The sequence below is a fragment of the Catellatospora sichuanensis genome, from assembly GCF_007483665.1.
In the GTDB taxonomy this organism is placed as follows: domain Bacteria; phylum Actinomycetota; class Actinomycetes; order Mycobacteriales; family Micromonosporaceae; genus Catellatospora; species Catellatospora sichuanensis.
This window is the reverse complement of the sequence record NZ_VIQO01000001.1, coordinates 65,774-87,350: the sequence shown is the minus strand read 5'-3', so window position 1 is coordinate 87,350 and position 21,577 is coordinate 65,774. Positions and strand designations below refer to the sequence as shown.

Sequence of the window (21,577 nt, the reverse complement as noted above, 5' to 3'; positions counted from 1 at the left end):
CATGTGGAGAGCACGTGCGGTCGCGGTCCTCGCCGTCCTGGCGGTGTCCGTGCCGATGTTCGCGTCACCGGCCGTCGCGAAGCCGGTGCTGACGCTGAGCAAGTCCAGCGGGCTGAGCGACGGCGCCTCGATCACGGTCAACGGCTCGGGGTTCACCGCGAACCTCAAGCAGATCGCGATCGGGCAGTGCATCGCCGAGGTGAAGGGACCGACCGACTGCAATCTCGCGGGCGGGGCGCAGTTCGTCAACGCCGACGCCAGCGGGAAGATCCCGTCGGTGACGCTGCGGGTGGCGAAGAAGTTCGGCTCGTTCGACTGCACCAAGCGCTCGTGCGTGATCGCGGCGCAGATCCTGCCGTCGTCGGCCTCGGACGCGATCGTGAAGGCCAACGCCACCAGTACGAAGATCTCGTTCGGCGGCTCGGGCGGCAGCTCGCCCGCGCCGCAGACGACCTCACCGGGGACCGGCACGCTGGCCAAGACCGGGCCGGGTGACGAGCACTGGGTGATCGTGCTGGCCGGCACCGCGCTGCTCCTGCCCGGCATCGGCTTCCTGCTGCTGATGCCGCGCCGTCGGCGGGCCGTCACGGGCTGAGGCCTGCGGCCTGCTGCGCCGGTGGTTCACCAAAGGCAGAGGGACCTGATGGTCGGACAGGGAAGGGGCGGGAGCCGACGGCTCCCGCCCCTTCTGCAGTGGTGCGTCAGCTGGCGTAGGTCTCGAACTCGGCGACCTTCGGCGTGGCGGTGGAGCTGGTGATCCGGAGGGTGAACTTCGTGGTCGAGGTGGCGGTGAAGGTGATGGTGCCCGCGCCGCTGCCCGACTTCAGCACGGCGCCGGTCGCGCCGTTGAGCAGCTGCCAGGATCCGATGCCGGAGCCCGACGCCTCACGGATGATGATCCGGGACACCGACTTGGCGGAACTCCACTTGACCGAGATGTCACCGGTAGCGCCGGCAGGCGACCAGAACGTGCTCAGGTTGCCGTCCTTCACGTTGCCGTAGCTGGTGCCGCTGGCCTTGCTGGAGCCGTCGGCACCGGCGTCGGAGGCGAGGCTCAGGTTGGTTCCGCTGGGCGGCGGCGGGCTGCTGGTCGGCGAGGCCGACGGCTGCGGCGACGGGCCGGTGCTCGCCGACGCGGACGGGCGCGGCGAGGGGCTGCTGCTCGGGCCCGCCGACGGCGACACCGGCGTACAGCTGCCGTTCGACACCTGCAGGCCCTTGTTGGCGCCCGCCGTCGCGGCGACGACGCTCGGCACGCAGCTCGCCGCGTCCAGGGTGTAGGAGTACGGGATGCTGACGGTGGTGTTGGACTGCACGTTCGGGCCCGCGGGGTTCGTGTCGGTGCCCGGGCTCGACCAGGTCACGTTGTCGAAGATGTTGCCGCTGACCTGCCAGTAGCCGGCCTCGCTGGTGTAGAACGTGCCGAGCACGTCCTTGGAGTTCTTGAAGTAGTTGTTGTCGACCTTGGCACGCGCCCCGGCCCGGGAGTTGATGCCGGACTCGACGAGGCCCACGTAGTTGTTGTTGTAGATGTGGGCGATGCCGCCGCGCAGCAGGGGCGTACGCGAGTCGATGTTGCTGTACAGGTTGTGGTGGAACGAGATGAAGCTGTTGCCGGTGTCGCTCTCGCTGGACCCGATGAGGCCGCCGCGGCCGGAGTTGCGCAGGATGCTGTAGGACAGCGTCACGTACTCGACGTCGTTCTTCATGTCGAAGAGGCCGTCGAAGCCCTCCGACTCGCCGCCCGAGGCCTCCAGGGTGACGTGGTCGACCCAGACGTTGCGGACGGTGCTCTCCATGCCGATGGCGTCGCCGCCGTTGGACAGGGGCGAGCCCGACTTCTTGACGTTCCGGACCGTCACGTTCTGGATGATGATGTTGCTGGAGTCCCGGATGTGGATGCCCAGCTGGTCGAAGGTCGCGCCGCCGCCGACCCCGATGATCGTGACGTTGCTGATCTCCTTGAGCTCGATCACGTCAGCGGCGGTGTTGCAGCTGGAGCCCGACACCTTGGTGGTGTTGCCGTGGTTGATGGTCCCCGAGACCTGGATGATGATCGGGGTGCTGCTGCTCGCCCGGTTGCACAGGGCGGTGTGGATCGCGGTCCCCGTCGAGGCCTGCACCGTCGCGCCGCCCGCGCCGCCGGTGGTCCCGCCGTTCTGGGTGGCGAAGCCGGTGACGCCGCCGGTTGCCGCCGACGCCTGGGGCGCCTGCAGCGCCACGCCGATCGCGGCCACCGCGGCCGTGGTGGCCAGCGCCGCCAGAAGTCGCCGTGTGACTGGTCGTTTCATCTTCGTCTCTCTTTCGTCTTCGTTCGCGAGGACTCGCTGCTCGTACGGAGGGTCGACGCGGCGGACCGGCGAGGCTGCGGGCCTTTCGCCTGTCACCGGGCAGGTCGCGGATCGACCGGGAGGGGGTGCTCTCATCGATGTGGATCTGGTCGGCGGTGCCGCCGTGACCTGGACCGGACCTTCGAGGTCGTCAGCGGCTGCGCCCGCGCCGAATCGTCGGGGCGGTGGGTGCCCGTCTCGAGCCGGAGCCGCCCGATCAGGGACGGTCGGGCGTCAGTACCCACGCACCCCGGTCACGTCCGGCGGGAGGCCCGTTCCGCCGGTGTTTCGGGAAAGCGCATTCCCTAACAAGGTGCAGTCCGAACGAGACGAAGTCAATGGATCACCGTGTGCAGGATTGTTGCAGCGCCTGATACTTGTGGTCGCCGGTGAGCCATTGACAGGCGTTGGCGGGCGGTAATACCTTGTCCTACCTGGAATGCGCTTTCCAGGTGCGGTCGCGAGGCCGCCCGGCATCGGGAGGAGTCGCTGGAGGGGTTGCCGGAATCGGCCGGCCGTCAGGCAATGTGGAGGTGGCAGCGGGTCACCAGCGCCGGTCGAGCCACAGCGTTCCCCGGGGCCGCAGCGCGATGGCGGCGCTCGGCGTCGGGTCGCCCTCCACCTGGACGAGTTTCGCCTCGCACCACGGCACCAGGGCGGTGCGCAGCATGGCCCGGGCCAGGTGCGCGCCGAGGCAGGTGCGCCGTCCGGCGCTGAACGGCAGGAAGCCCCAGGCGGGCCGCCCGCCCTCGAACCGCTGCGGAGCGAAGGTGTGCGGGTCGGGCCACAGCCGCGGGTCGCGGTGGGTGAGCAGCGGGGAGTACAGCACGAGCGTGCCCGCGGGCAGGTCGACGCCGGTGGCGGTGGTGTCGTGGGCGGTGACGCGGCTGCCCAGCCACCCGGCGGGATAGAGGCGCAGGATCTCGTCGAGCACCTGCCCGAGCGTGTCGGCCTGCCGCCATTCGGGCGCACCGGCCAGGTGCCACAGTGCCCAGGCCAGCGTGTGCGCGGTGGTGTCGTAGCCGGCGGCCAGCCCGACCCGGATCTCCGCGACCGCGCCGTCCATCCCGGACATCGCCTCGGCCAGGCTGCCCGGTGGAGGGTCGGCGAGGATCGCGGCGATGGCCGCGTCGAGGCGGCGGAACAGCAGCGGCCGCGGGATCATCGGACCCGGCGCGGGGCGCTGCAGCGGGTGCAGGAAGTCGGCGAGCAGCCGGTCGGACATGGTGTTGGCGAAGAACGCGGCGTTGAGCATCCGGCGCACCACGTCGCTAGCCCAGGCCAGTGCCTCGAACCTGCCGGTGGGCAGGTTCGCGCGCGCCACCAGGTCCAGCCGTTCGAGCAGGTGGTCCAGGGCGCGGGCGTGGAAGTGCGGGTTGAGCTCCCGGCGGCGCGGGTCGTGCTGGGGATTGTCCTGGTAGACCACCCCGGCGGACAGGTACGGGGTGAGGCCGCTGAGGCTGCCGACGCTGCGGAACGTGTCCAGGTCGCCGAGCACGACGCGGTTCCAGTCGGGGGTGTAGCCGACCACGGCGGTGCGCCACAGGCGCAGCCGGAACACGTCGCCGGTGCGCGCCCCGTCGCGCAGCAGCCGCACCGGGTCGGTGGTCCACCGCCACAGGTGGCCCAGCAGCGGCGTGCCCGCGGGGGAGGGGAGGCTCACCGGTACTCCCGTCCCTTCCAGACGGCGGTGCGGCGCAGGGCGGTCAGGTAGACGGGCAGCGCCGCGGGTGCGGTGAACGGCGCCAGCGCGGCTTCGGCGTACGCCCCGCGCCCGGTCTTGGCGTTGGACAGCACGCGCTCGGCGAGCCCGAGCACGGCGGCGACCCGCCAGCCGCCGCCACGCCGCCACAGCAGCCAGGGCACCGTGTACGCGGTCAGATTCCAGGCGAAACTGGCCGCCAGCACCACATCGCTGCCGCCGTGCGCGGCCCGCATGCTCTTGCCGACCCCGCGTACGGCACTGCGGTAGCCGTCGTACATGCGGGTGCTCACCAGGTCGCCGCCGAGCGCCAGGCCCAGCTTGAGGCCCTGGCGGCGGCTGCGCCGGGCCAGTTCCAGGTCCTCGACGATCTCACCGGCCACCGCCGCATGCCCGCCCACCCGCTCGTAGGCGGCGCGCCGAAAGGCCAGCAGCTGGCCGTTGGCCACCGCGGCCGCGGGGATCGGCAGGTCGAGCAGCTGGTGCGGCAGGAAGCCGAGCAGGTTCTCGTCGATCAGCGGGACGAGGAGGCGCTCGCCGAGAGTGCCGGTCTGCTGGCGTGGGAACACCGAGAACACGTCGGCGCGCTGCCGGCGCTGCTGCGCCCACACCGCGTCCAGCGCGCCAGGGCGCAGGGTCACGTCCGCGTCGAGGTACACCAGCAGGTCGCCGCGCGCGGCCAGGGCCAGCTGATGGCAGGCCCAGTTCTTGCCGATCCAGCCCTCGGGCCGGGGCGCGCCCGTGATCAGCTTCAGGCGCGGATCGGCGAAGCCCGCCACGATCTCGGCGGTGCCGTCGGTGGAGCCGTCGTCGAGGACCAGGATCTCCTCGGCGGGCTGGGCGAGCAGGCCGGGCAGGGTGTACGGCAGCCGGTCGGCCTCGTCGCGGGCGGGCACCAGCAGCGAGGTGCGCGGACGGCCCGGCGCCGACCGCCCGCGTGCCAGCACCGGGAAGGAGCGGGCGTTGCTCACCAGCCCGGCGGTCTTGACCAGGTGGAAGCCGACGACGGCCGCGCTCAGGAAGCCCACGGCACGGCCCCCTGTGCGCTGTCGATGCGTTCGTCGACGCTGCGCCGCCCGGCGAGCACCCGGCGGAAGCCGGCCGGCGGCCGCCGTGGGTCGGCGGCGGCGAGCTGGCTGTCCAGGATGGACAGATCGGCGGCGAGGGTGTCGGTGAGCCGCTCGGTGACCTGGTCGTCGCGGCCCCGGCGGGTCACCTCGGTACAGGAGACGTACGCCTCGGGCTTGGTCTGCCCGCGCAGCACCACGCGGACCGCCACCGCGTACAGCGGAACCCGCGCCTGGCGGGCGTACCAGGCCGCGCCGGGGGACAGCGGGCCGGGCGGTCCGGCGGGGCGCAGCTCGCCCTCGGGGTAGATGACCAGGGTGCGGCCGTCGGCCAGATGCCGCAGCCCGGTGCGGGGCTCGGCGGTGCCGAACACGCCCACCCGGCGCACGAACCGGTAGCGGGCCAGATTGTCCTGCTGCATGATCAGGCAGGCCGGATGCCGTGCGCGGTCCAGCACCACGGACGCCACGAACGGGTCCCACCAGCTGTGATGATTCGCGGCCCAGACGAACGGGCCGCGGGGCAGCCCGCCGCGCAGCCACACTCCGCGCAGGTCCCGGCGCACCAGGTAGGCGAAGCCGTGGCGCAGGAACGCCGCCACCGGGTCACGCATCGCGGCCCTCGCCCTCGGCGTCCGTACGGGGTCGCAGCCGCTGCCACAGCAGCAGCGTCAGCGTGATCAGGGCGAGGCCGAATCCGTAGTCCTCGACCGGGATGTGCCACGGCGCGCGTATCCCGCTGATCTGCTGCTCGGCGTAGTGCACCACGGTGGCGTCGGGCCGGGTGAGCCAGCCGTCGACGGGCACCATGAACGCCAGCGAGATCGCCACGGTGACCCAGTACCGGGCGGTCCGCAGCAGCCCGGTGCGCAGCACGGCCAGCTCCAGGGCCACCACGGCGACCGGGGCGGCGACGGCGGCGGCCGTGTACTCAGCGGCCACGTCGTGCCCCGGCGGAGGTGGGCGCCACGGGACGCTGCGGTGCGGTCGGCTCCGTCGGAGCAGCAGAATGCGCGGGTTCCGCGACAGGCCGGTCCCCGCGGAAGCGGCGCAACAGGCCGGGTCCGGCCACTCCGCGTCGGGGCCCCGCGGTCTCGGCGCGGCGCAGCAGCCGCGTGGCGTGGCCCAGCACCTCGAAGGTGAGCAGCGCGCACAGTGGCACGACGAGGAAGAACAGCCACTCTTCCCACGGTAGGCCCGCGACGGTCAGGCCCGTGGTGTACCGCGCGGAGAACCACCAGTGGCCGCGCTCCACGGCGATCAGGTCCCAGAGCACGAACACCGCCACCACCGGGGCGAGGGTGGCCAGCAGCCGTCGCGGCTGCCGGTAGACGCGTGCGCCGAGCGCCAGTTCCAGCGGCAGCGTCACGGCGACGCACGCGGCCAGGATCAGCAGGTAGCGCAGCGCGTCCATCAGCTGGCCCGTTCCGGCGCGCGGGGCATGGCGACGGGGGTGCCGGCGGGGGTGAGCAGGCAGCGTGCCGCGACCTGCAACCGGCGGTGGGTGGGCACGACCGCGCGGCGGGCGAAGACGTCGAGATCAGCTCGTTCGATCTCGTCGAGGATGCCGCCGTACAGGTGGAACGCGGTGCGGATGCAGGCCTGCGAGGTCGGCGCGAGCATGGTGACCCCCGGGGCCGCCGCGGCGTAGTGCTCCCGGGCCCGGACGATCTCGTAGCGGACCAGTTCCCGGATGGCCGTGGTGGCGGTGCCGCGCGCGGCGGACCGGTACAGGTCGGCCGGGCTGACGCCGAAGGTGCGCAGGTCGCGCTGGGGCAGGTAGATCCGTCCCCGCTGCAGGTCCTCGCCGACGTCGCGCAGGAAGTTCGTGAGCTGGAACGCCAGCCCGAGCTGGCGGGCGGGCTCGCGGGCGGCGTCGGCGTCGGCCGGTTCGAGAATGGGCAGCATCATCGTGCCGATGACGGCGGCGGAGCCCTCCATGTAGTCGAGCAGGTCGTCGTAGTCGGCGTATTCGGTGACCTCGAGGTCCATGGCCATGCTGCGCAGGAACGACGCGAAGTCGGCGCGGTCCATGTCGAAGCGCTCGATGGTGTGCAGCACGGCGGGCAGCAGCGGGTCGTCGACCCGGGTCCCGTGCAGGCCCGCCACGAAACGGTCGGACCACTCGCGCAGCCGGGCGGCCCGCACGGCGGGAGGCAGGTCGTCGGTGCTGTCGACGATCTCGTCGGCGTAGCGGGTGAAGCCGTAGAGCGCGTGCACGTGCGGGCGCTTCCAGGCCGGGAGCAGGCGGGTGGCCAGGTAGTACGTGCGGCCGTGGCGGCGGTGCAGCTGCCGGCAGCGCTCGTACGCCGCGGCGAGTTCAGGCTCCACGGGGCTCTCCTGTCAGAAATATCGACTCAACAATCGACGCAACTTCGAGTCTACGTTAATCTGGGCCCGTGGCAAACGACACCTACTCCGTGACCGCTCCTTCCTTTACCCCGGCTGCGGGTCCCGGGCCGGTAGACCACGCCGCCGACCTGCACCATCGCGTCGAGGTAGCGCTCAGCGACTTCGTGCTCACCGAGACGGCCGCGCTGCTGGACGTCGACCACGCGCTCGAACCGCTGCTGGCCGCGGCCCGCGACGCCGTGCTCGGCGGGGGCAAGCGCGTCCGTCCGCTGTTCGCCTACTGGGGCTGGCGCAGCGTGGCCGGGCCGGACGCGCCCGTGCAGCCGGTGCTGCCCGCGCTCGCGGCGCTGGAGCTGCTGCACGCGTTCGCGCTGGTCCACGACGACGTGATGGATCGCTCCGTTACCCGCCGGGGCCGCCCCACCGCGCACCGGGCACTCGCCGCGGCGCACGCCGGGCAGCGGCTGCGCGGCGACGCCGACCGCTTCGGCGACGCGGGTGCGATCCTCGTCGGCGATCTGTGCCTGGTCTGGGCGGACCGGCTGATGGGGCGGGCGAAGGTGCACTCGTCGGCGCTGGCCGGTGCGCGGGCCGCGTACGACCGGATGCGGGTCGAAGCCATCGCCGGGCAGTTCCTGGACGTGCTCGGCGACCACGCGCGGACGTGGTCCCCGGAGCGGGCGCTGCGCACCGCGCGGCTCAAGACGGCCGGTTACACCGCCACCTGGCCCCTGCACTACGGAGCGGCGCTGGCCGGTGCCACGGGCACGACCTTCGCGCGCGGGCCGCTGGGACGCGCCTACACCCGCTACGGGCTGGCCGTCGGCGAGGCCTTCCAGCTGCGCGACGACCTGCTCGGCCTGTACGGCGAACCCGCCGTGACCGGCAAACCGGTCGGCGACGACCTCGGCAAGCCGACCATGCTCCTGCTGCTGGCCCGCGCCCAGGCGAGCGCCAGGCAGCACGCCGAGCTGGATAAACTGCTGGCCGCCGAGCATCCCGACGTGACCCGGCTGGGCGAGGTGGTCCGCGCGACCGGGGCCGCACAGCGGCTCAGCGACATGATCACCGAGCGGGTGGCCGACGCGTCGGCCGCGCTCGCGGACGCGCCCGTCGACCAGCCCGTCCGTGCCGCGCTCGGCGAGCTCGCCGCCGCGGTCGCCTGGCGCGCGGCATGACCGGAAGGAGCGCACGCATGCGGACGGTTCCCGGACGCACCGACCACGTGGTCGTGGTGGGGGCAGGGCTGGGCGGGCTGGCGTGCGCGCTGCACCTGGCCGGCGCGGGGCGGCAGGTGACCGTGCTGGAGCGCGAGGACGTGCCCGGCGGACGCGCCGGGCGGCTGGACCGGGACGGGTACACGTTCGACACCGGCCCGACCGTGCTGACCATGCCGGACCTGATCGCCGAGGGCTTCGCCGCGGTGGGTGAGGAGATGGCCGACTGGCTCACCCTCACCCCGCTGGACCCGGCCTACCGGGCCTGGTTCCCCGACGGTTCGAAGCTCGACGTCATCGCCGACCCGGACCGGATGGCCGAGGAGATCGCGCAGGTGTGCGGGCCGCGGGAGGCCGACGGCTACCGGCGCTTCGTCGCGTACGCCCGCAGGCTCTGGGAGCTGGAGCGCCACGACTTCATCGAGCGCAACTTCGACAGCCCGCGCGACCTGCTCACCGCCAACCTGCTGCGGCTCGTCGCGGCGGGCGCGTTCGGGCGGCTGCAGAACCGCATCGACTCCTTCCTGTCCGACGAGCGCACCCGGCGGGTCTTCTCGTTCCAGGCGATGTACGCGGGCCTGTCCCCGCACAAGGCGCTGGCCGTGTACACCGTCATCGCGTACCTCGACGCGGTCGCCGGGGTCTACTTCCCGCGCGGCGGCATGCACGCGGTGCCCCGGGCGATGGCGGCCGCAGCCGAGAAGCACGGGGTGCGCTTCCGCTACGGCACCGAGGTGCTGCGGGTGGAGACCAGCGGCGGCCGGGCGACCGCAGTGGTGACCACCGACGGCGAGCGCATCCCCGCCGACGCGGTCGTGCTCAACCCGGACACCGCCGCCGCACACGCGTTGCTGCCCGGCTCGCGGCCCCGGCGGCTGCGCTACTCGCCGTCATGCGTGGTGCTGCACGTCGGCTCCGACGCGCGGTATGCGAAGGCGGGGCATCACAACATCCACTTCGGGCGGCAGTGGCGGCGCACCTTCGACGAGGTGATCACCAAGGGGGAGCTGATGAGCGACCCGTCGCTGCTGGTCACCAACCCCAGCCGCACCGATCCGTCGGTCGCCCCGGCCGGGCGGCACACCTACTACGTGCTCGCGCCGGTGCCGAACCTGGTCGCCGGTGACCAGGACTGGCGCGGCGGGCTCGCCGACCGGTACGCCGACGAGCTGATCGACGTACTGGAGGCGCGCGGCTACACCGGTTTCAAGGCGGGCGTGCAGACCCGGACCGTGATCACTCCGGCCGACTGGGCCGAACTCGGCATGGACGCGGGCACGCCGTTCGCAGCCGCGCACACGCTGACCCAGTCGGGCCCGTTCCGGCCGCGCAACCTGCACCCGGCGCTGTCCAACGTGGTCTTCACCGGCTCCGGCACCACTCCGGGCGTCGGCGTGCCGATGGTGCTGATCTCGGGAAAGCTCGCCGCCCAACGCATCACCGGCGGCTGACATGACCCGCCACGGGGGAGCGCCGGGCATGAGAGAGCGCAGCGAGCGAACCATGAGGACCGTGACTCATGCCGGAGCCGAGCGAACTGCGGTGAAGGCATGAGCGAGCAGGGTCGCAGCGCCGGGGACGTCGCGCGGTGGCTCGGCGTCGCGGTGACCACATTGCGCACCTGGCACCAGCGGTACGGGCTCGGGCCCAGCGAGCACGTCGCGCACCGGCACCGCCGGTACACGCCCGACGACGTGGCCCGGCTGGAGGTGATGTGCCGGCTCACCACCGAAGGCGTGCCGGCCCATGAGGCGGCCCGGATCGCGCTGGCCGGGCTGCCCGGCGAACCGGCCGCGAGCCGCCTCTCCCCGGTAGCCGACCCGTCGGCGCGCGGGCTCACCGTCGCCGCGGTGCGCCTGGACATGCCGGCAATGCTGGCGACCATCGCCTCGGCGGTACGCGGCCGCGGGGTCGTCCACGCCTGGGACCACCTGCTGTGCCCGGTGCTGGTCGAGGTGGCCCGGCGGCAGCAGCCGGACGGGCACATGATCGAGGTGGAGCACCTGCTGTCCCGCTGCATCCTGGAGGTGCTGTGGACGGTGCCCCGGCCGTTCGGCACGGCCGCCGCCCGTACCCTGCTGGCCTGCGCCGCCGAGGAGCAGCACACGCTCCCGCTGGAGGCACTGGCCGCCGCCCTGGCCGAGCAGGGCTGCGGCAGCCGCATGCTCGGCGCCCGGGTCCCGCCCCTGGCCCTGGCCGACGCGATCCGCCGCACCGGCCCCGCGGCCGTCTTCATCTGGTCCCAGTTCGCCCCGACCGGCGACCCGGTCCAACTCATCCCCGTGCTCGCCGCCCGCCCCCGGCCCGCCCTCATCGCCGCGGCCGGCCCCGGCTGGACCGATCCGCTGCCTCCCGGGCTGACCCGCCCGAAGGACCTCTCCGACGCGGTCCGCCTAGCCCTCCCCATCACCACCCGCCGCTGACCCACCCCACCCCACCACGCAAGATCGCGACGATCTTGCGGGAACTGTTGATGATTTGCCCGGAAAGGGCGTGTCATCCACACAGTCCGCGCAAGATCGTCGCGATCTTGGTTAGTGGTCCCGGAGGAGGGAGCCTGCGCCGTGGAGTTTGTCGGCGATGCCGTTGTCGCGTAGGGCCATCCACCAGGTGGCGGCGTTGATGGCGATGACGGGTTTGGCGAGCCAGCGTTCGGCCTCGTCGGCGAGGCGGACCATGGAGAGGTTGGTGCCGCACTGGACGATGGCGTCGACGTCGGGGCCGTCGACCTTGCGGATCGCGTCGCGGAGTTCGTCCTCGGTGACGTGGGCGATGGCCACAGCGGTGGGGCACTTCAGGCCCTCGATGGCGGTGACCTCGAAGCCGATCTCGCTGAAGAACTTGACCACGTTCTGGTCGCCGACGGGCTGGTAGGGGGTGACGACGCCGATGCGGCGGGCACCGTAGATCTTCAGTGCGCGTTCGCAGGCCTCGGCGCCGGTGGCGACCTCCAGGCCGGTGATGGCCTTGATCTGGCGGACGAACTCGCGGTTGCCCTCGACCCCGCCCCAGAACGTCTCCGCGGACATGCCCATGACCATGTAGTCGGGTTCGCAGGTCAGCACCCGTTCGCAGGCCGAGCCGATCTCGTCGCGGATCTGCGTGAGCAGGTGCTCGAAGTTCGCGTCGTCGGACAGGTCCTGGTCGCGGATGTGGATGCGGGAGAAGTGCGCGGTCACCCCCGGCACCGTCATCGAGTAGAAGTCCGGCTCGACTATGGTGTTGGTCGATGGCGCGATGACGCCGAACTTGCGCCGCCAGCCCAGTGCGTCGGTCATGCCTCCTCCTCGCTGCGCTCGTCGTCTGCATGACCGCTGGACGACATGATTCCCTCGCGCTGCTCGGTCATGCCTCCTCCTCGCTGCGCTCGTCGTCTGCATGACTGCCGGACGACATGATTCCCTCGCGCTGCTCGGTCATGCCTCCTCCTCGCTGCGCTCGTCGTCTGCATGACCGCCGGACGACATGATTCCCTCGCGCTGCTCGGTCATGCGGTCACCTCCGCCGGGCGGGTCGCGGTCGCTGCGGCCGCGCGGACGGTGAGCACCGCGGCGGTCAGGAAGATGGCCTGGGCGAGGGTGTTGGTGCCCTGCTCCAGCCACTGGAAGCCGAGCGTCTCGTGTTGCGGGTGGCTGCGTAGCGGCACCAGCGAGGTCACCGCGATCACGCCGAGTGCGTACAGCACGACCGCGCCCCAGGCCCGGCGGCGACCGGCGAGCACCGCGCCGAGCACACTGATCGCGGTGACGCCGGTGGTGGCCGCGATGAACGCCGGCTGCACGCTGTTCAGTGCGAGCGCGGCCGCCGCGACACCCGTACCCGCCAGGGCGTACGGCCACCACGGCGCGCGCCGCCCGCGCAGCGTCGTGTGCAGCGACCACAGCACCAGCAGTGCACCGGTCGCCATCAGCGGGAACAGCGACTGCTCCAGCCAGCGCACGTCGGAGCCGAACGCGGACAGGATGAGCTTCCAGGTGGACTTCGCCACCCCGCCCAGGCCGATGAGCACCGCCCCGAAGCGGCCGGCGAAGGCGGCCCGCCGGTCGATCGCGGCGGACGCCCCGCCGAGCAGCCAGAACCCGGCCAGCGCCAGCAGCGTGGGGACGTAGTCCTCCAGCGCCATGATCACCGGGTAGTCGTTGGTGTTCACGCGTCCTCCCCGAACACGTCACGCTTGCGGAACGCGGTCAGGAACCGCCAGAACGCCTTGCCGCGGGTCAGCCACGCCACCCGGCCCCCGTTCGGGGCTCCGGTCAGCACCTTCTCGGCCAGCCACGGCGTTACGGTCTCCACCCGGTCCGCCAGGATGTTGAAGATCTTCTTGGCTTGTGCCAGTTCTTCCGGGGTGTAGTCGTGCGTGAGCAGGTCGGTGACGACCATGCCGGGAGACAGGTGGTGCACGGTCACCCCGGTGCCGTCCACCTCCTTGGCCAGGCTGTCCGTGGTGTAGGTGACGGCTCGCTTGGTCGCGCCGTAGACGGTCAGCCCGGGACGGAGCATGCCGTTGGACCCGAAGCCCTCCATGTTCCACAGCGCGCCCGCGCCCTGGGCCTGCATGCCGGCCAGCACGACGGCACTGGCGTGCAGCAGGCCGCGCAGGTTCAGGTCCACCGTGGCGTCCAGCGCCGACGGGTCGAGTTCCCACAGCTTGCGGCGGGCCGGTGACATGCCCGCGTTGTTGATCCAGATGTCGACGCGCCCGTGCCGCTCGACAGCCGCGTCCCACAGCCGCTGCACGGCCTCCCGGTCGGTGACGTCGGCGACCACGCCGTATGCCTGCGGCACCTGCTCCTCGGCCCGCTTCACCGAATCGACCGACCGACCGCAGTAGACGACCGACGCACCCCTTGCGGCCAGCTCCCGCACCAGACCTAGGCCGATGCCCCGGGTCCCGCCGGTGACCACGACGACCTTGGTCATGCTGTCGCCTCCGGTGTGGTCATGACTGCCGCCGGGCCGACGTGCCGTGCGCTCATGACGCGTCCTCCCACTCCAGCAGGCCGTGCAGGACGGTGTCGAGCACGTTGCCGTTGAATATCTCGTAGACGACGGCCAACCGCTTGCCTGCGGACATGCCCGGCTCGGCGTCGATCATGAACTCGCGGTACTTCACCTTGGTGACGTCGGTGAAGTGCAGCGAGCCGAATGCGGCGCGGCCGAAGGCGACCGCGTTGCCCCAGGCGTCCGGGCCCTCGTGGAACAGCCGGTTGCCGTCGCGCCGGGCGGTGGCCGTGGCGCTGCGGTCCAAGGCCCCGGACCAGGTCAGCGTGCGGCGGGTGTGCAGCAGGTCGAGCGGTTCGAGGCTGATGCGCACGTCGACCGTGCCACGCGGCTTCTGGTCGGCGCCCCACAGCTCGCAGCTGCCCGCGTACGCCCCGGACTGCTTGGTGGGCATGATGTGCGGGACCGGGCCGCGGCGCGTCTCGCCGGCCAGGAACTCGGTGACCCGGGCCTGGGTGGCCGGGTTGTCGTCGTGGTCGGTGCTGCGGGTGTAGACGCCGTTGAAGCAGCCGACGACCGACCAGCCCTGGTAGAGGACGGACGAGTACACCTGGGTCTGCCCATCGGGCAGGATCTGGTTCCAGGTGTTGAGATCGACCTGCCAGCCGGGGCCGTAGTAGTGCGAGTCCACGAACGAGCCGTAGGGCTGCCCGGTGCCGTAGAAGTCCGGGCCGGTGTACACCCGGTCGTCGTCGGCGTCCTGCACCCCGAACGCGAACGGCGCGCCGAGCCGGAACTGCCCGGCCAGCGGCCCGCCCCCGGTCAGCCCGCCGTCCATGTAGTACGTGGTCACCCCGTTCTCGAACACCGACGAGCGCCGGATGTCCTCGTAGCCGCACCAGGTGCCGGTGGCGTCGAACAGCGACGGCCGCCCGTGCCACTCGCCGGTGATGCGCTGCTGCCACTCGCTGGGCTCAGCCATTGGCCACCAGCTCGGCCCGGATCGCGTCGGTGGTCTCGTCGCCGAGCAGCCGGGACACCTGCGCCCAGACCGGGTCGACGTCGCGGCTGAAGATGTTGGCCCGCACCGCCGCGTCCCGGGCGGCCAGGTCGGCCCCGGTCAGGCCGTCGACGGCCACACCCTTCTCGACCAGCGTGGACCAGTGGTCGGCGTACGCGTTCACGTGCTCGTCGATGCCCGCGAACGCCTCCTCGGTGGCCCGGTTGACCAGCATCCACGGCGACATGATGGCGCGCTGGCGCGGGCCGACCGCGGCCGGGGACAGGCCCTCGGCGGCGGAGGCGGCCTCGAACACCGGGGTCAGTGGGTGGAAGGCCGCGTCGAGGTAGGGCAGGTGTGCGGCCAGATCGGCGCGGGGGATCAGGTCGAGGTGGAAGGCGTGGTACGAGCCGCCGTACACCGAGTCGAGGGTGAAGTGGGGGACGGCCGAGTCCTCGGGCGTGAACGCGAAGATCATGTGGCTGTCCAGGTGGATCATCGGGACCACCAGGCCGACGTACACGACCTTGGCCACGGCCTCGCCACGGAAGATGCGCACCGAGCCGACCGGGGCCGGTGACATCGGGCTGGTCAGCTCGGCCAGCGGCGTCTCCTGCGCGACCAGGTCGGGGTGGCGGGCGAGTAGACGTTGCAGGGTGCGCTCGCACAGGTCGGCGGGCAGGCTCACGGTCACTCCTCAGGGGTGGAATCGGACTCGGCCGCGGCGGCCGCGTCCCAGGCGGCCTGGACGGTCGGGTGCTCGCCCCGGGCCTTGTGCACCCAGGCGCGGGCCAGCTCGGGGTTCTCCCGCCGGGCCGGGGAGGCGATCACGGTCGCGGTGCGGCGCGGCACGTCGCCGGTGATGCTGTCCTCCTCGGACAGCAGCCAGCCCTTCTCGGCCAGCTCCTGGCGGCGTCGGCGGTAGTGCACCGCGATCAGGTCGCTCTTGATGTGCAGCTCCGCGCCCAGGTCGAAGGGCAGCAGCTCGGGCCGCACCTTGTTCACGACCTCCGCGTCCTCGTAGAAGATCTTCAAGGTGCGGTTGATCGCGTTCTTGTCGGCCCACTTGCCGGTGAAGAAGGTGCGCAGCGCCACCCACTTGACCAGCGTGGTCGTCTCGTCGATCGGGATGTTGGTGTCGTAGATGATCAGCTCGCCGATCGGCAGCCGCACGTGCAGCTTGATCATGTTGGGCAGCATCCAGCCGGCTGAGGTGCGCACCGGCGGGCGGTTGCTCAGGTCGCCCTTGTTGCGGTTGAGCGCCGCCCAGATGCCCTTCGGCCGCGGCGGGTAGAGGTCCACCGTGGCGAACGCCGACCACTCGTCGGGGGTCTCCAGCTCGTAGTCGGCGACCTCGGGGCGCTCCGGGTTGCCGAACGCGCCCGCGTGCACGAACGGCGCGTGCGCGATGTCGCAGCCGTTCTCCAGGATGCGCTCGTAGTTGGCCTTCCAGAGGAACTCGCCGGTGACCGCCCGGAAGCGGCCGCCGTTCTCCTTGAGGTCGTCGAACTCCGGCCACACCGGGATCGGCGGGCGCTCGGACTCCGGCAGGTCGCCCATGAAAACCCAGACGAAGCCGTACTTCTCCTGCACCGGGTACGAGTCGACGCGGGCCTTCTTCGGGATGCCGCGGCCGGGCAGGTTCGCCGGGATCTTCGTGACCTGGCCTTCGGCGTCGTACTCCCAGCCGTGGTACGGGCAGACGAGGCAGCCGTCCTTGGTCCAGCCGCCGGACAGCGCCGCGCCGCGGTGCACGCACAGGTCGCTCAGCGCGACCGGGCGGCCCTTCGGGGTGCGGTAGAGGGCCAGGTGCTGGCCGAGCACGGTGATCCGGGCCGGCTTGACGGTGACCCGGTCGGAGAACTCGACCGCGTACCAGAAGTTCTTCAACATGGCTTACCTCCGCTGGATCGACGCGACGCCGCCGTGGTCGGCGAGTTTGTCCCATTCGGTATACGACGCCTGATCGCCGGTGAGGTGCATCCGGCAGAACGTGCCGAGCAGGTCGGCCAGCAGGTCGCGGTGCGCGGCCGGGTCGCCGTCCGGGTTCTGGTCGAGGAAGGCGCGGGCGGCGGTGTGGTCGACCGGGTGCACGATCGCGAAGTGGTTCGCCCCGGCGAGCCGCACCAGCGCGTTGTCGCCGCCGCGGTCGGGCAGCGCCTCGTCGAAGGTGCGGGTGATCGGGTCGCGGCGGGTGGCCGCGTCCTCGCCGTAGCGGTCCGCCGAGCCGTTGATGACGCCGTCGTTGGTGCCCGCGACCAGCAGCACCGGGCAGTCGGCCTGGGCCGGCAGCACGGTGCCCGCGGGCCAGCCCAGCATGGTGGCGACCATGGTGTGCGCGCCGTAGGTCGCGACGGCCTTCACCTCGGGCACGAACCGCGCCGACTGCAGGGCCACGGTGCCGCCCGCCGAGTGTCCGATCAGGGCGACCCGTTGCAGGTCGAGCAGCCCGGCGACCGGCCCGGTCATCGCCGCGAGGGCGTCGAGCACCGGTCGCAGCGACGGCGTGGTGGGGCGCTTGCCGTAGCCGTCGGGCCGGGCCGCGTCGAGGTCCACGCCCGGCGTGATGCCGTGCAGGCCGCCGAACAGCGTGCCGACCCAGTCGTAGGTCACCGCGACGATGCCCTGCTCGGCCAGCCGCACGGCCAGCCAGCGGTACGCCTCCTGGCCCACATTCACCCCGGACACGATCACCGCCACCGGGTACGGCGCCCCGGCCGGGTCGGCGGACATCACGCCGGACAGCCGCTCGCGGTCCGAGCCGTCGGGTATGGCCGGGTAGTAGACGCGCAGGTGCGCGGTGTCGAACGGCGTTTCGTGGCCCGGGATCGTCGCGGCCCACCACACGGAGCGGATCACGGTCACGGCCGGGCCAGCTTCCGGTCGCCGCCCCACAGGCCGCGGACCAGCTTGTCCGTGGTCTCCTGCCCGAAGAAGCGCACGCCCATCACATTGGCCGGATCGCGCTCGGCGATGTTGCGCCGCATCCGCAGATCGGTCTCGGCCAGCGCGGCCCGCTCGTGCTCCGGCACCGGCGGGGCCTCGTCGACCCAGCGCAGCCAGCGGTCCACGTGCTCGTGGGTGAGCTTGCGGACGATGTCGATGTTGCGGGTGCTGCGGCCGAAGGAGTAGCAGTACGCCGTCGGGCTGAGGCTGGCGCGGATGAAGCCCGCCCGGCTCACGAAGTACTCGAACTCGGGGTCGGCGCGGTGGGCCAGCCAGTCGGCGTCGAGCGGGGCGTAGTAGCTGTCGTAGTACTCCCCGTCCTCGATCAGGTTCACCCGGGGCACGGAGTCGAGGTAGAACCAGCCCTCCGGCCATACCAGCAGGGCCAGGCCCAGGTGCGGCACCTTGACCTGCGGGCCCAGCCACACGGTCAGGTGCAGGTTGGCGAAGCTCGCGGACGGGTTGCCCAGCCAGGAGTGCACCATCCAGTCGACCTCGGGCCCGCTGTACGCGGCCAGCGAGCCGCCGGGGCCGTCCGGGTACTGCCCGTACGACTCCAGCTCCAGCGTCGACGGATCACGCTGCAGTTCGAACCGGGCGTCGATCTTCGCCTTCAGTTCGGCCAGCAGCTCCTGGTACAGGTGGAACGTCTCGTGCACGTCGACGACGGGGGAGTTGTCCACCATGTCCTCGACGTGCCGCAGGGTCTCGGCCACTGGCGGTCTACCTTTCTGTGAGGGCTTGTACGAGCCGCCAGGGGCGGCCGTCGACGAGATCCGTCTGCCGGGACACCTGCCGGTTGGCGGCCTGTGCCGGCGCGACGTCGGCCCGCCCGGACGCCTGCCCGGCGGGCACGGTGGTGACCACCGGGTGGCTGATCCGCCCGGTGAACGGACCCTGCCACGCGGTCCACAACGTGAAGTCCGGCGACAGCGCGAACACCGCGCTGTCCTGCTCCAGCGGTGCGACCGCAACCACATTGAGCCGATTCTCCGCAGCCCGCTCCGGCAGCCCGAGACTCAGCTCCCACGACTCCGCAGCCGAGAACGGCACCGCCACCACGTCGGCGTCGGCCAGCGCCGCCAGCCGGAACACTTCGGGGAAGATCGAGTCCGTCCCGGCCACCATGGCCAGCCGTCCCCACGCCATCTCGACGACCCGCACCCCGTCGGCTTCTCCGCGATCGTGCTCGGACGACCCCGACGCTCCTGCGGCGGGAGAGGAGGACACAGCTGTCCTCGGCGTCTCGCCCGCGTGCTCCGCCTCGCCGTCGAGCGTGGCGTGACCGGAGCCGGGCTGACCGACAGTGGCTGCCGGATGCAGCACTGACTGGCGAGCGACCTCGCCGTTGGCGTCGATGAGGACCGGGCCGGTGGGGGTTGCTGTCACGGCGTGGGCGTTGGTGCCGTCGAGGGCGGCGGCGAGCAGGGTGGGGTCGGTTTCGGTGGTGACGATGAGGCGGGCGCCGGCGGCGGCGGCGCGGGCCGTCTCGCGGACGACGGTCGCGGTGTCGCCGCGGACCACCGCGACGGGCAGTGTGGCCGCGCCGGGGGAGTGGCGGCGGCCGTGCGGCGGGGCGGCGATGGGCGCGTACAGCTCGGGCCGTCGGGCGGCGAAGATGTCGGTGCCGTCGGGGCGGCGCTTGTCGTCGGCCAGGGACGGGTCGATGTCGGCGACCACGACGGCCTCGCCGGTGCGCGGCCCCTTGGCCACCACCGTGCCGTCGGGCGCGACGATCTGGCTCTCCCCGGCCCCGTGCAGCCACTCGCCCGGCACGCCCAGCGCGGCGCTCAGCCGCGGCAGGTGCTCCTCGGGCAGCAGTGGGCCGACCTTGTTCGCGGCGACGACCCACACCTTGTTCTCGGCCGCGCGGACCGGGATGTGCAGGCCGGCCTCGTCGGTGGCGAACGAGTTGAGGCTGTTGAGCAGCACCTGCGCGCCGCGCAGGGCGAGACCGCGGGCCACCTCGTTGATGACGCCCTCCATGCAGGCGTACATGCCGAGCCGTCCGAGCGGGGTGTCGAGCACCGGCCCGACCTCGTCGGCCGGGTCGAGGTGGTCGTTCTCCGCGCCCATCAGCGTCTGCTTGTCGCACTGGCCGAGCACCGCGCCGTCCGGCCCGAACATGAAGTTGGTGCCGCCGGTGCGTCCGTCCGGGTGCGCGTGCGTGACGTTGATCTTCACGTACGCCCGGTGCTTGCGGGCGCGGTCGGCGACCGCGGTCAGGAACGGGTCACCGGGCCGGGTGGCGATGCGGTGCGCTTGCGCCCGGTCGGCGTAGTAGGACAGGTGGTTGCAGAACTCGGGCAGGACGATCAGCTGCGCGCCCTGGGCCGCGGCCTCGTCGATCAGGCGCAGGCAGGCGGCGAGATTGGCCTCGACGTCCTGCGACGCCGCGAGCTGCACCGCGGCAACCCGTACTGGAGCCATGTGGTGTCTCCGGTTCCCCTAGCGAAACGCTGTTTCCCGAAACTACACTCGCGGGGGCGTTTACAACAGGGGTCGACCGGAGGTCGCGATGCTTTCTCACGTAGTGCTGATGACGTTCACCGACGCAGACGATGCTGCCAAGGCGAAGGATCTTTTGGAAGGGCTGGTCGGGGCTGTTCCGCAGGTCCGAACGCTCCGGGTGTACCTGGACGAGTTGCACACCCCGGTCTCGGCGCACCTGTGCCTGATCACGACCCACGAGGACGAGGCCGACCTGCGCGGATACCAGGAGCACCCGGTGCACCTGGAACTCGCGCAGTGGCTGCGCCCGCGCCTGGCCGCCCGGGTGGTCGTCGACTTCAGCGAGTGAACCGGACGCCGCCCGGCCCCAAGCCTGGCGGCTCAGCTCAGTGCCGCCAGGAAGCGCAGGCAGCGTTCCCAGGTCAGCTCGCTGGAGGTAGCGTCGTAGTCGGGCGAGGCGTCGTCGGTGAACAGGTGCCCGCCCGCGTAGGTGAACACCTCCGGGCGCGCCCCCAGCCGGGCCATCGCCATCTCCCACAACATGATCTCGTCGGCCGACTCGTACTCGTCGCGCGCGGCGACGTGCAGCTGGGCGTCCAGGCCGGACGGCATGCGCCGGGGCGTGCCCGCGGTGCCGTGCAGCAGGAGCAGGCCGCCCACCCGCGGCTCGCGCTCGGCGATGGCCTGCGCGAAGCTCGCGCCCATGGACAGCCCGGCCAGCACGCCGCCCCCGGGCAGGTGCGCCGCCGCCTGCCGGGCGCGCTGCTGCACCACCTCCGGGCCGATCTCGTTGAGCAGCTCGAACCCCTCGTCCACGGTGTCGACGACCACCCCGTCGAACAGGTCGGGTGTCAGCACCGTGTGCCCTGCCGTCCGCAGTCGCTCGGCGGCGGTCAGCAGGGCCGGGCGCAGCCCGATGACGGAGTGGAACAGCAGGACGTGGGCCATCCGCCCATCCTGACAGGCCGGGCTGACGCCGTGCCCGGCACCGATCCGCGAATCGACGCAACTACGCGAAACGGCGTTTCTCTCGCGGCCGGTTCGGCTATAGCGGAGGCATGACGGTTCACCTGGCACGGCGTCCCGCGGCACAGTGGTGGGCGCTGGCCGGCTTCTTCGCGGCGGTGGTCGTGGTGGCGCTGGTCGGCTCGCTGGCCGTGGCGCATCCCGCCGACGACTACGCGGCCCTGGCCCGCCCCGGCTGGGCGCCGCCGTCCTGGCTGTTCGGACCGGTCTGGACGGTGCTCTACGCGATGATCGCGGTCGCGGGCTGGCTGGTCTGGCGGCGGGCCGGCTGGGGACTGGCGATGGCGGCGTACGCCGTGCAGCTGGTCCTCAACGCGATCTGGACGCCGCTGTTCTTCGGCGCGGGCCTGCGCGGCCTGGCGTTCGCCGACATCGTCGCGCTGTGGCTGTCCATCGGCCTCACCGTGCTGCTGTTCCGCCGGATCTCGGCGGTGGCGGCGTGGCTGCTCGTCCCGTACTGGCTCTGGGTCACCTTCGCCTCCGCCCTCAACCTCACCATCTGGCAGCTCAACTAGACGACCACACCAGCCGGAACCACCGGCGGG

23 protein-coding genes are annotated in these 21,577 nt (G+C 72.1%); 6 read left to right on the top strand and 17 right to left on the bottom strand.

All coding sequences use genetic code 11. The features are described from left to right. Position 1: 1 nt before the first annotated feature. Entirely contained in the window at positions 2-595 is a 594-nt protein-coding gene (locus FLL47_RS15355; protein ID WP_144121205.1) for a neocarzinostatin apoprotein domain-containing protein, read from the top strand. A gap of 106 nt (positions 596-701) precedes the next feature. Here the strand turns inward: FLL47_RS15355 and FLL47_RS15350 are convergent, their stop codons facing one another. From FLL47_RS15350 to FLL47_RS15320, 7 genes are all read right to left on the bottom strand, one after another. Beyond that, a complete protein-coding gene (locus FLL47_RS15350; RefSeq protein ID WP_144121204.1) occupies positions 702-2,291 on the bottom strand; it encodes a pectate lyase family protein in 1,590 nt (529 codons plus the stop codon). Positions 2,292-2,874: 583 nt separating this feature from the next. After that, the gene (locus FLL47_RS15345) at positions 2,875-3,993 is read right to left on the bottom strand and encodes a cytochrome P450 (RefSeq protein WP_144121203.1); all 1,119 of its coding nucleotides are present in this window, start codon (positions 3,991-3,993) and stop codon (positions 2,875-2,877) included. Next, entirely contained in the window at positions 3,990-5,060 is a 1,071-nt protein-coding gene (locus FLL47_RS15340; protein WP_144121202.1) for a glycosyltransferase family 2 protein, read from the bottom strand. Before FLL47_RS15340 ends, FLL47_RS15345 begins: the two co-directional genes overlap by 4 nt. Further along, the gene (locus FLL47_RS15335; RefSeq protein WP_144121201.1) at positions 5,048-5,713 is read right to left on the bottom strand and encodes a lysophospholipid acyltransferase family protein; all 666 of its coding nucleotides are present in this window, start codon (positions 5,711-5,713) and stop codon (positions 5,048-5,050) included. The genes FLL47_RS15340 and FLL47_RS15335 overlap by 13 nt, the downstream gene beginning before the upstream one ends. Then, the gene (locus tag FLL47_RS15330) at positions 5,706-6,041 is read right to left on the bottom strand and encodes a lycopene cyclase domain-containing protein (protein WP_144121200.1); all 336 of its coding nucleotides are present in this window, start codon (positions 6,039-6,041) and stop codon (positions 5,706-5,708) included. The genes FLL47_RS15335 and FLL47_RS15330 overlap by 8 nt, the downstream gene beginning before the upstream one ends. Continuing rightward, entirely contained in the window at positions 6,031-6,513 is a 483-nt protein-coding gene (locus FLL47_RS15325) for a lycopene cyclase domain-containing protein (protein ID WP_144121199.1), read from the bottom strand. Before FLL47_RS15325 ends, FLL47_RS15330 begins: the two co-directional genes overlap by 11 nt. After that, positions 6,513-7,430: a phytoene/squalene synthase family protein gene (locus tag FLL47_RS15320; RefSeq protein WP_144121198.1), complete on the bottom strand. Its 918-nt coding sequence runs from the start codon at positions 7,428-7,430 to the stop codon at positions 6,513-6,515. Before FLL47_RS15320 ends, FLL47_RS15325 begins: the two co-directional genes overlap by 1 nt. 68 nt (positions 7,431-7,498) lie before the next feature. Between FLL47_RS15320 and FLL47_RS15315 the strand changes: the two genes are divergently transcribed. The 3 genes from FLL47_RS15315 (at position 7,499) to FLL47_RS15305 (ending at position 11,091) form a co-directional block, all read left to right on the top strand. After that, the gene (locus tag FLL47_RS15315) at positions 7,499-8,629 is read left to right on the top strand and encodes a polyprenyl synthetase family protein (protein WP_144121197.1); all 1,131 of its coding nucleotides are present in this window, start codon (positions 7,499-7,501) and stop codon (positions 8,627-8,629) included. Between the two features lie 17 nt (positions 8,630-8,646). After that, the gene (gene crtI / locus FLL47_RS15310) at positions 8,647-10,119 is read left to right on the top strand and encodes a phytoene desaturase family protein (RefSeq protein ID WP_144121196.1); all 1,473 of its coding nucleotides are present in this window, start codon (positions 8,647-8,649) and stop codon (positions 10,117-10,119) included. A 99-nt stretch (positions 10,120-10,218) separates the two neighbouring features. Then, positions 10,219-11,091, top strand: a complete 873-nt coding sequence (locus FLL47_RS15305; protein WP_144121195.1) for a MerR family transcriptional regulator — start codon at positions 10,219-10,221, stop codon at positions 11,089-11,091. A 111-nt stretch (positions 11,092-11,202) separates the two neighbouring features. Here the strand turns inward: FLL47_RS15305 and FLL47_RS15300 are convergent, their stop codons facing one another. The 9 genes from FLL47_RS15300 to FLL47_RS15260 all read right to left on the bottom strand — a co-directional run bounded on the left by FLL47_RS15300 (position 11,203) and on the right by FLL47_RS15260 (position 19,985). After that, on the bottom strand, positions 11,203-11,946 hold the full coding sequence (locus FLL47_RS15300; RefSeq protein ID WP_144121194.1) for a maleate cis-trans isomerase family protein: 744 nt from the start codon (positions 11,944-11,946) through the stop codon (positions 11,203-11,205). A gap of 209 nt (positions 11,947-12,155) precedes the next feature. Continuing rightward, complete coding sequence (locus FLL47_RS15295) at positions 12,156-12,818, bottom strand: hypothetical protein (RefSeq protein ID WP_144121193.1); 663 nt, start codon at positions 12,816-12,818, stop codon at positions 12,156-12,158. Continuing rightward, positions 12,815-13,588, bottom strand: a complete 774-nt coding sequence (locus tag FLL47_RS15290) for an SDR family oxidoreductase (RefSeq protein ID WP_144121192.1) — start codon at positions 13,586-13,588, stop codon at positions 12,815-12,817. Before FLL47_RS15290 ends, FLL47_RS15295 begins: the two co-directional genes overlap by 4 nt. A 52-nt stretch (positions 13,589-13,640) precedes the next feature. After that, entirely contained in the window at positions 13,641-14,591 is a 951-nt protein-coding gene (locus FLL47_RS15285; RefSeq protein ID WP_144121191.1) for a hypothetical protein, read from the bottom strand. Beyond that, positions 14,584-15,297 (bottom strand): hypothetical protein, encoded by a 714-nt coding sequence (locus FLL47_RS15280; protein ID WP_144121190.1) that lies wholly within the window; start codon positions 15,295-15,297, stop codon positions 14,584-14,586. The genes FLL47_RS15285 and FLL47_RS15280 overlap by 8 nt, the downstream gene beginning before the upstream one ends. A 2-nt stretch (positions 15,298-15,299) precedes the next feature. Next, positions 15,300-16,502: an aromatic ring-hydroxylating dioxygenase subunit alpha gene (locus tag FLL47_RS15275; protein ID WP_144121189.1), complete on the bottom strand. Its 1,203-nt coding sequence runs from the start codon at positions 16,500-16,502 to the stop codon at positions 15,300-15,302. Between the two features lie 3 nt (positions 16,503-16,505). Then, entirely contained in the window at positions 16,506-17,474 is a 969-nt protein-coding gene (locus FLL47_RS15270) for an alpha/beta hydrolase family protein (RefSeq protein WP_144121188.1), read from the bottom strand. Further along, positions 17,471-18,271 carry an oxidoreductase gene (locus FLL47_RS15265; protein ID WP_144121187.1) on the bottom strand — a complete coding sequence of 267 codons (801 nt, stop codon included), beginning with the start codon at positions 18,269-18,271 and terminating at the stop codon, positions 17,471-17,473. The genes FLL47_RS15270 and FLL47_RS15265 overlap by 4 nt, the downstream gene beginning before the upstream one ends. Positions 18,272-18,278: 7 nt before the next feature. Beyond that, a complete protein-coding gene (locus tag FLL47_RS15260) occupies positions 18,279-19,985 on the bottom strand; it encodes a carbon-nitrogen hydrolase family protein (RefSeq protein WP_144121186.1) in 1,707 nt (568 codons plus the stop codon). A gap of 88 nt (positions 19,986-20,073) precedes the next feature. Between FLL47_RS15260 and FLL47_RS15255 the strand changes: the two genes are divergently transcribed. Then, positions 20,074-20,355 carry a Dabb family protein gene (locus FLL47_RS15255; RefSeq protein WP_144121185.1) on the top strand — a complete coding sequence of 94 codons (282 nt, stop codon included), beginning with the start codon at positions 20,074-20,076 and terminating at the stop codon, positions 20,353-20,355. Between the two features lie 32 nt (positions 20,356-20,387). On the opposite strand, the gene FLL47_RS15250 is transcribed toward FLL47_RS15255, so the two are convergent. Further along, complete coding sequence (locus tag FLL47_RS15250) at positions 20,388-20,954, bottom strand: dienelactone hydrolase family protein (RefSeq protein WP_144121184.1); 567 nt, start codon at positions 20,952-20,954, stop codon at positions 20,388-20,390. Positions 20,955-21,064: 110 nt separating this feature from the next. Here FLL47_RS15250 and FLL47_RS15245 point away from each other — a divergent pair, with 110 nt between their 5' ends. After that, positions 21,065-21,547, top strand: a complete 483-nt coding sequence (locus FLL47_RS15245) for a TspO/MBR family protein (protein WP_144121183.1) — start codon at positions 21,065-21,067, stop codon at positions 21,545-21,547. The last annotated feature ends 30 nt before the right edge of the window (positions 21,548-21,577 follow it).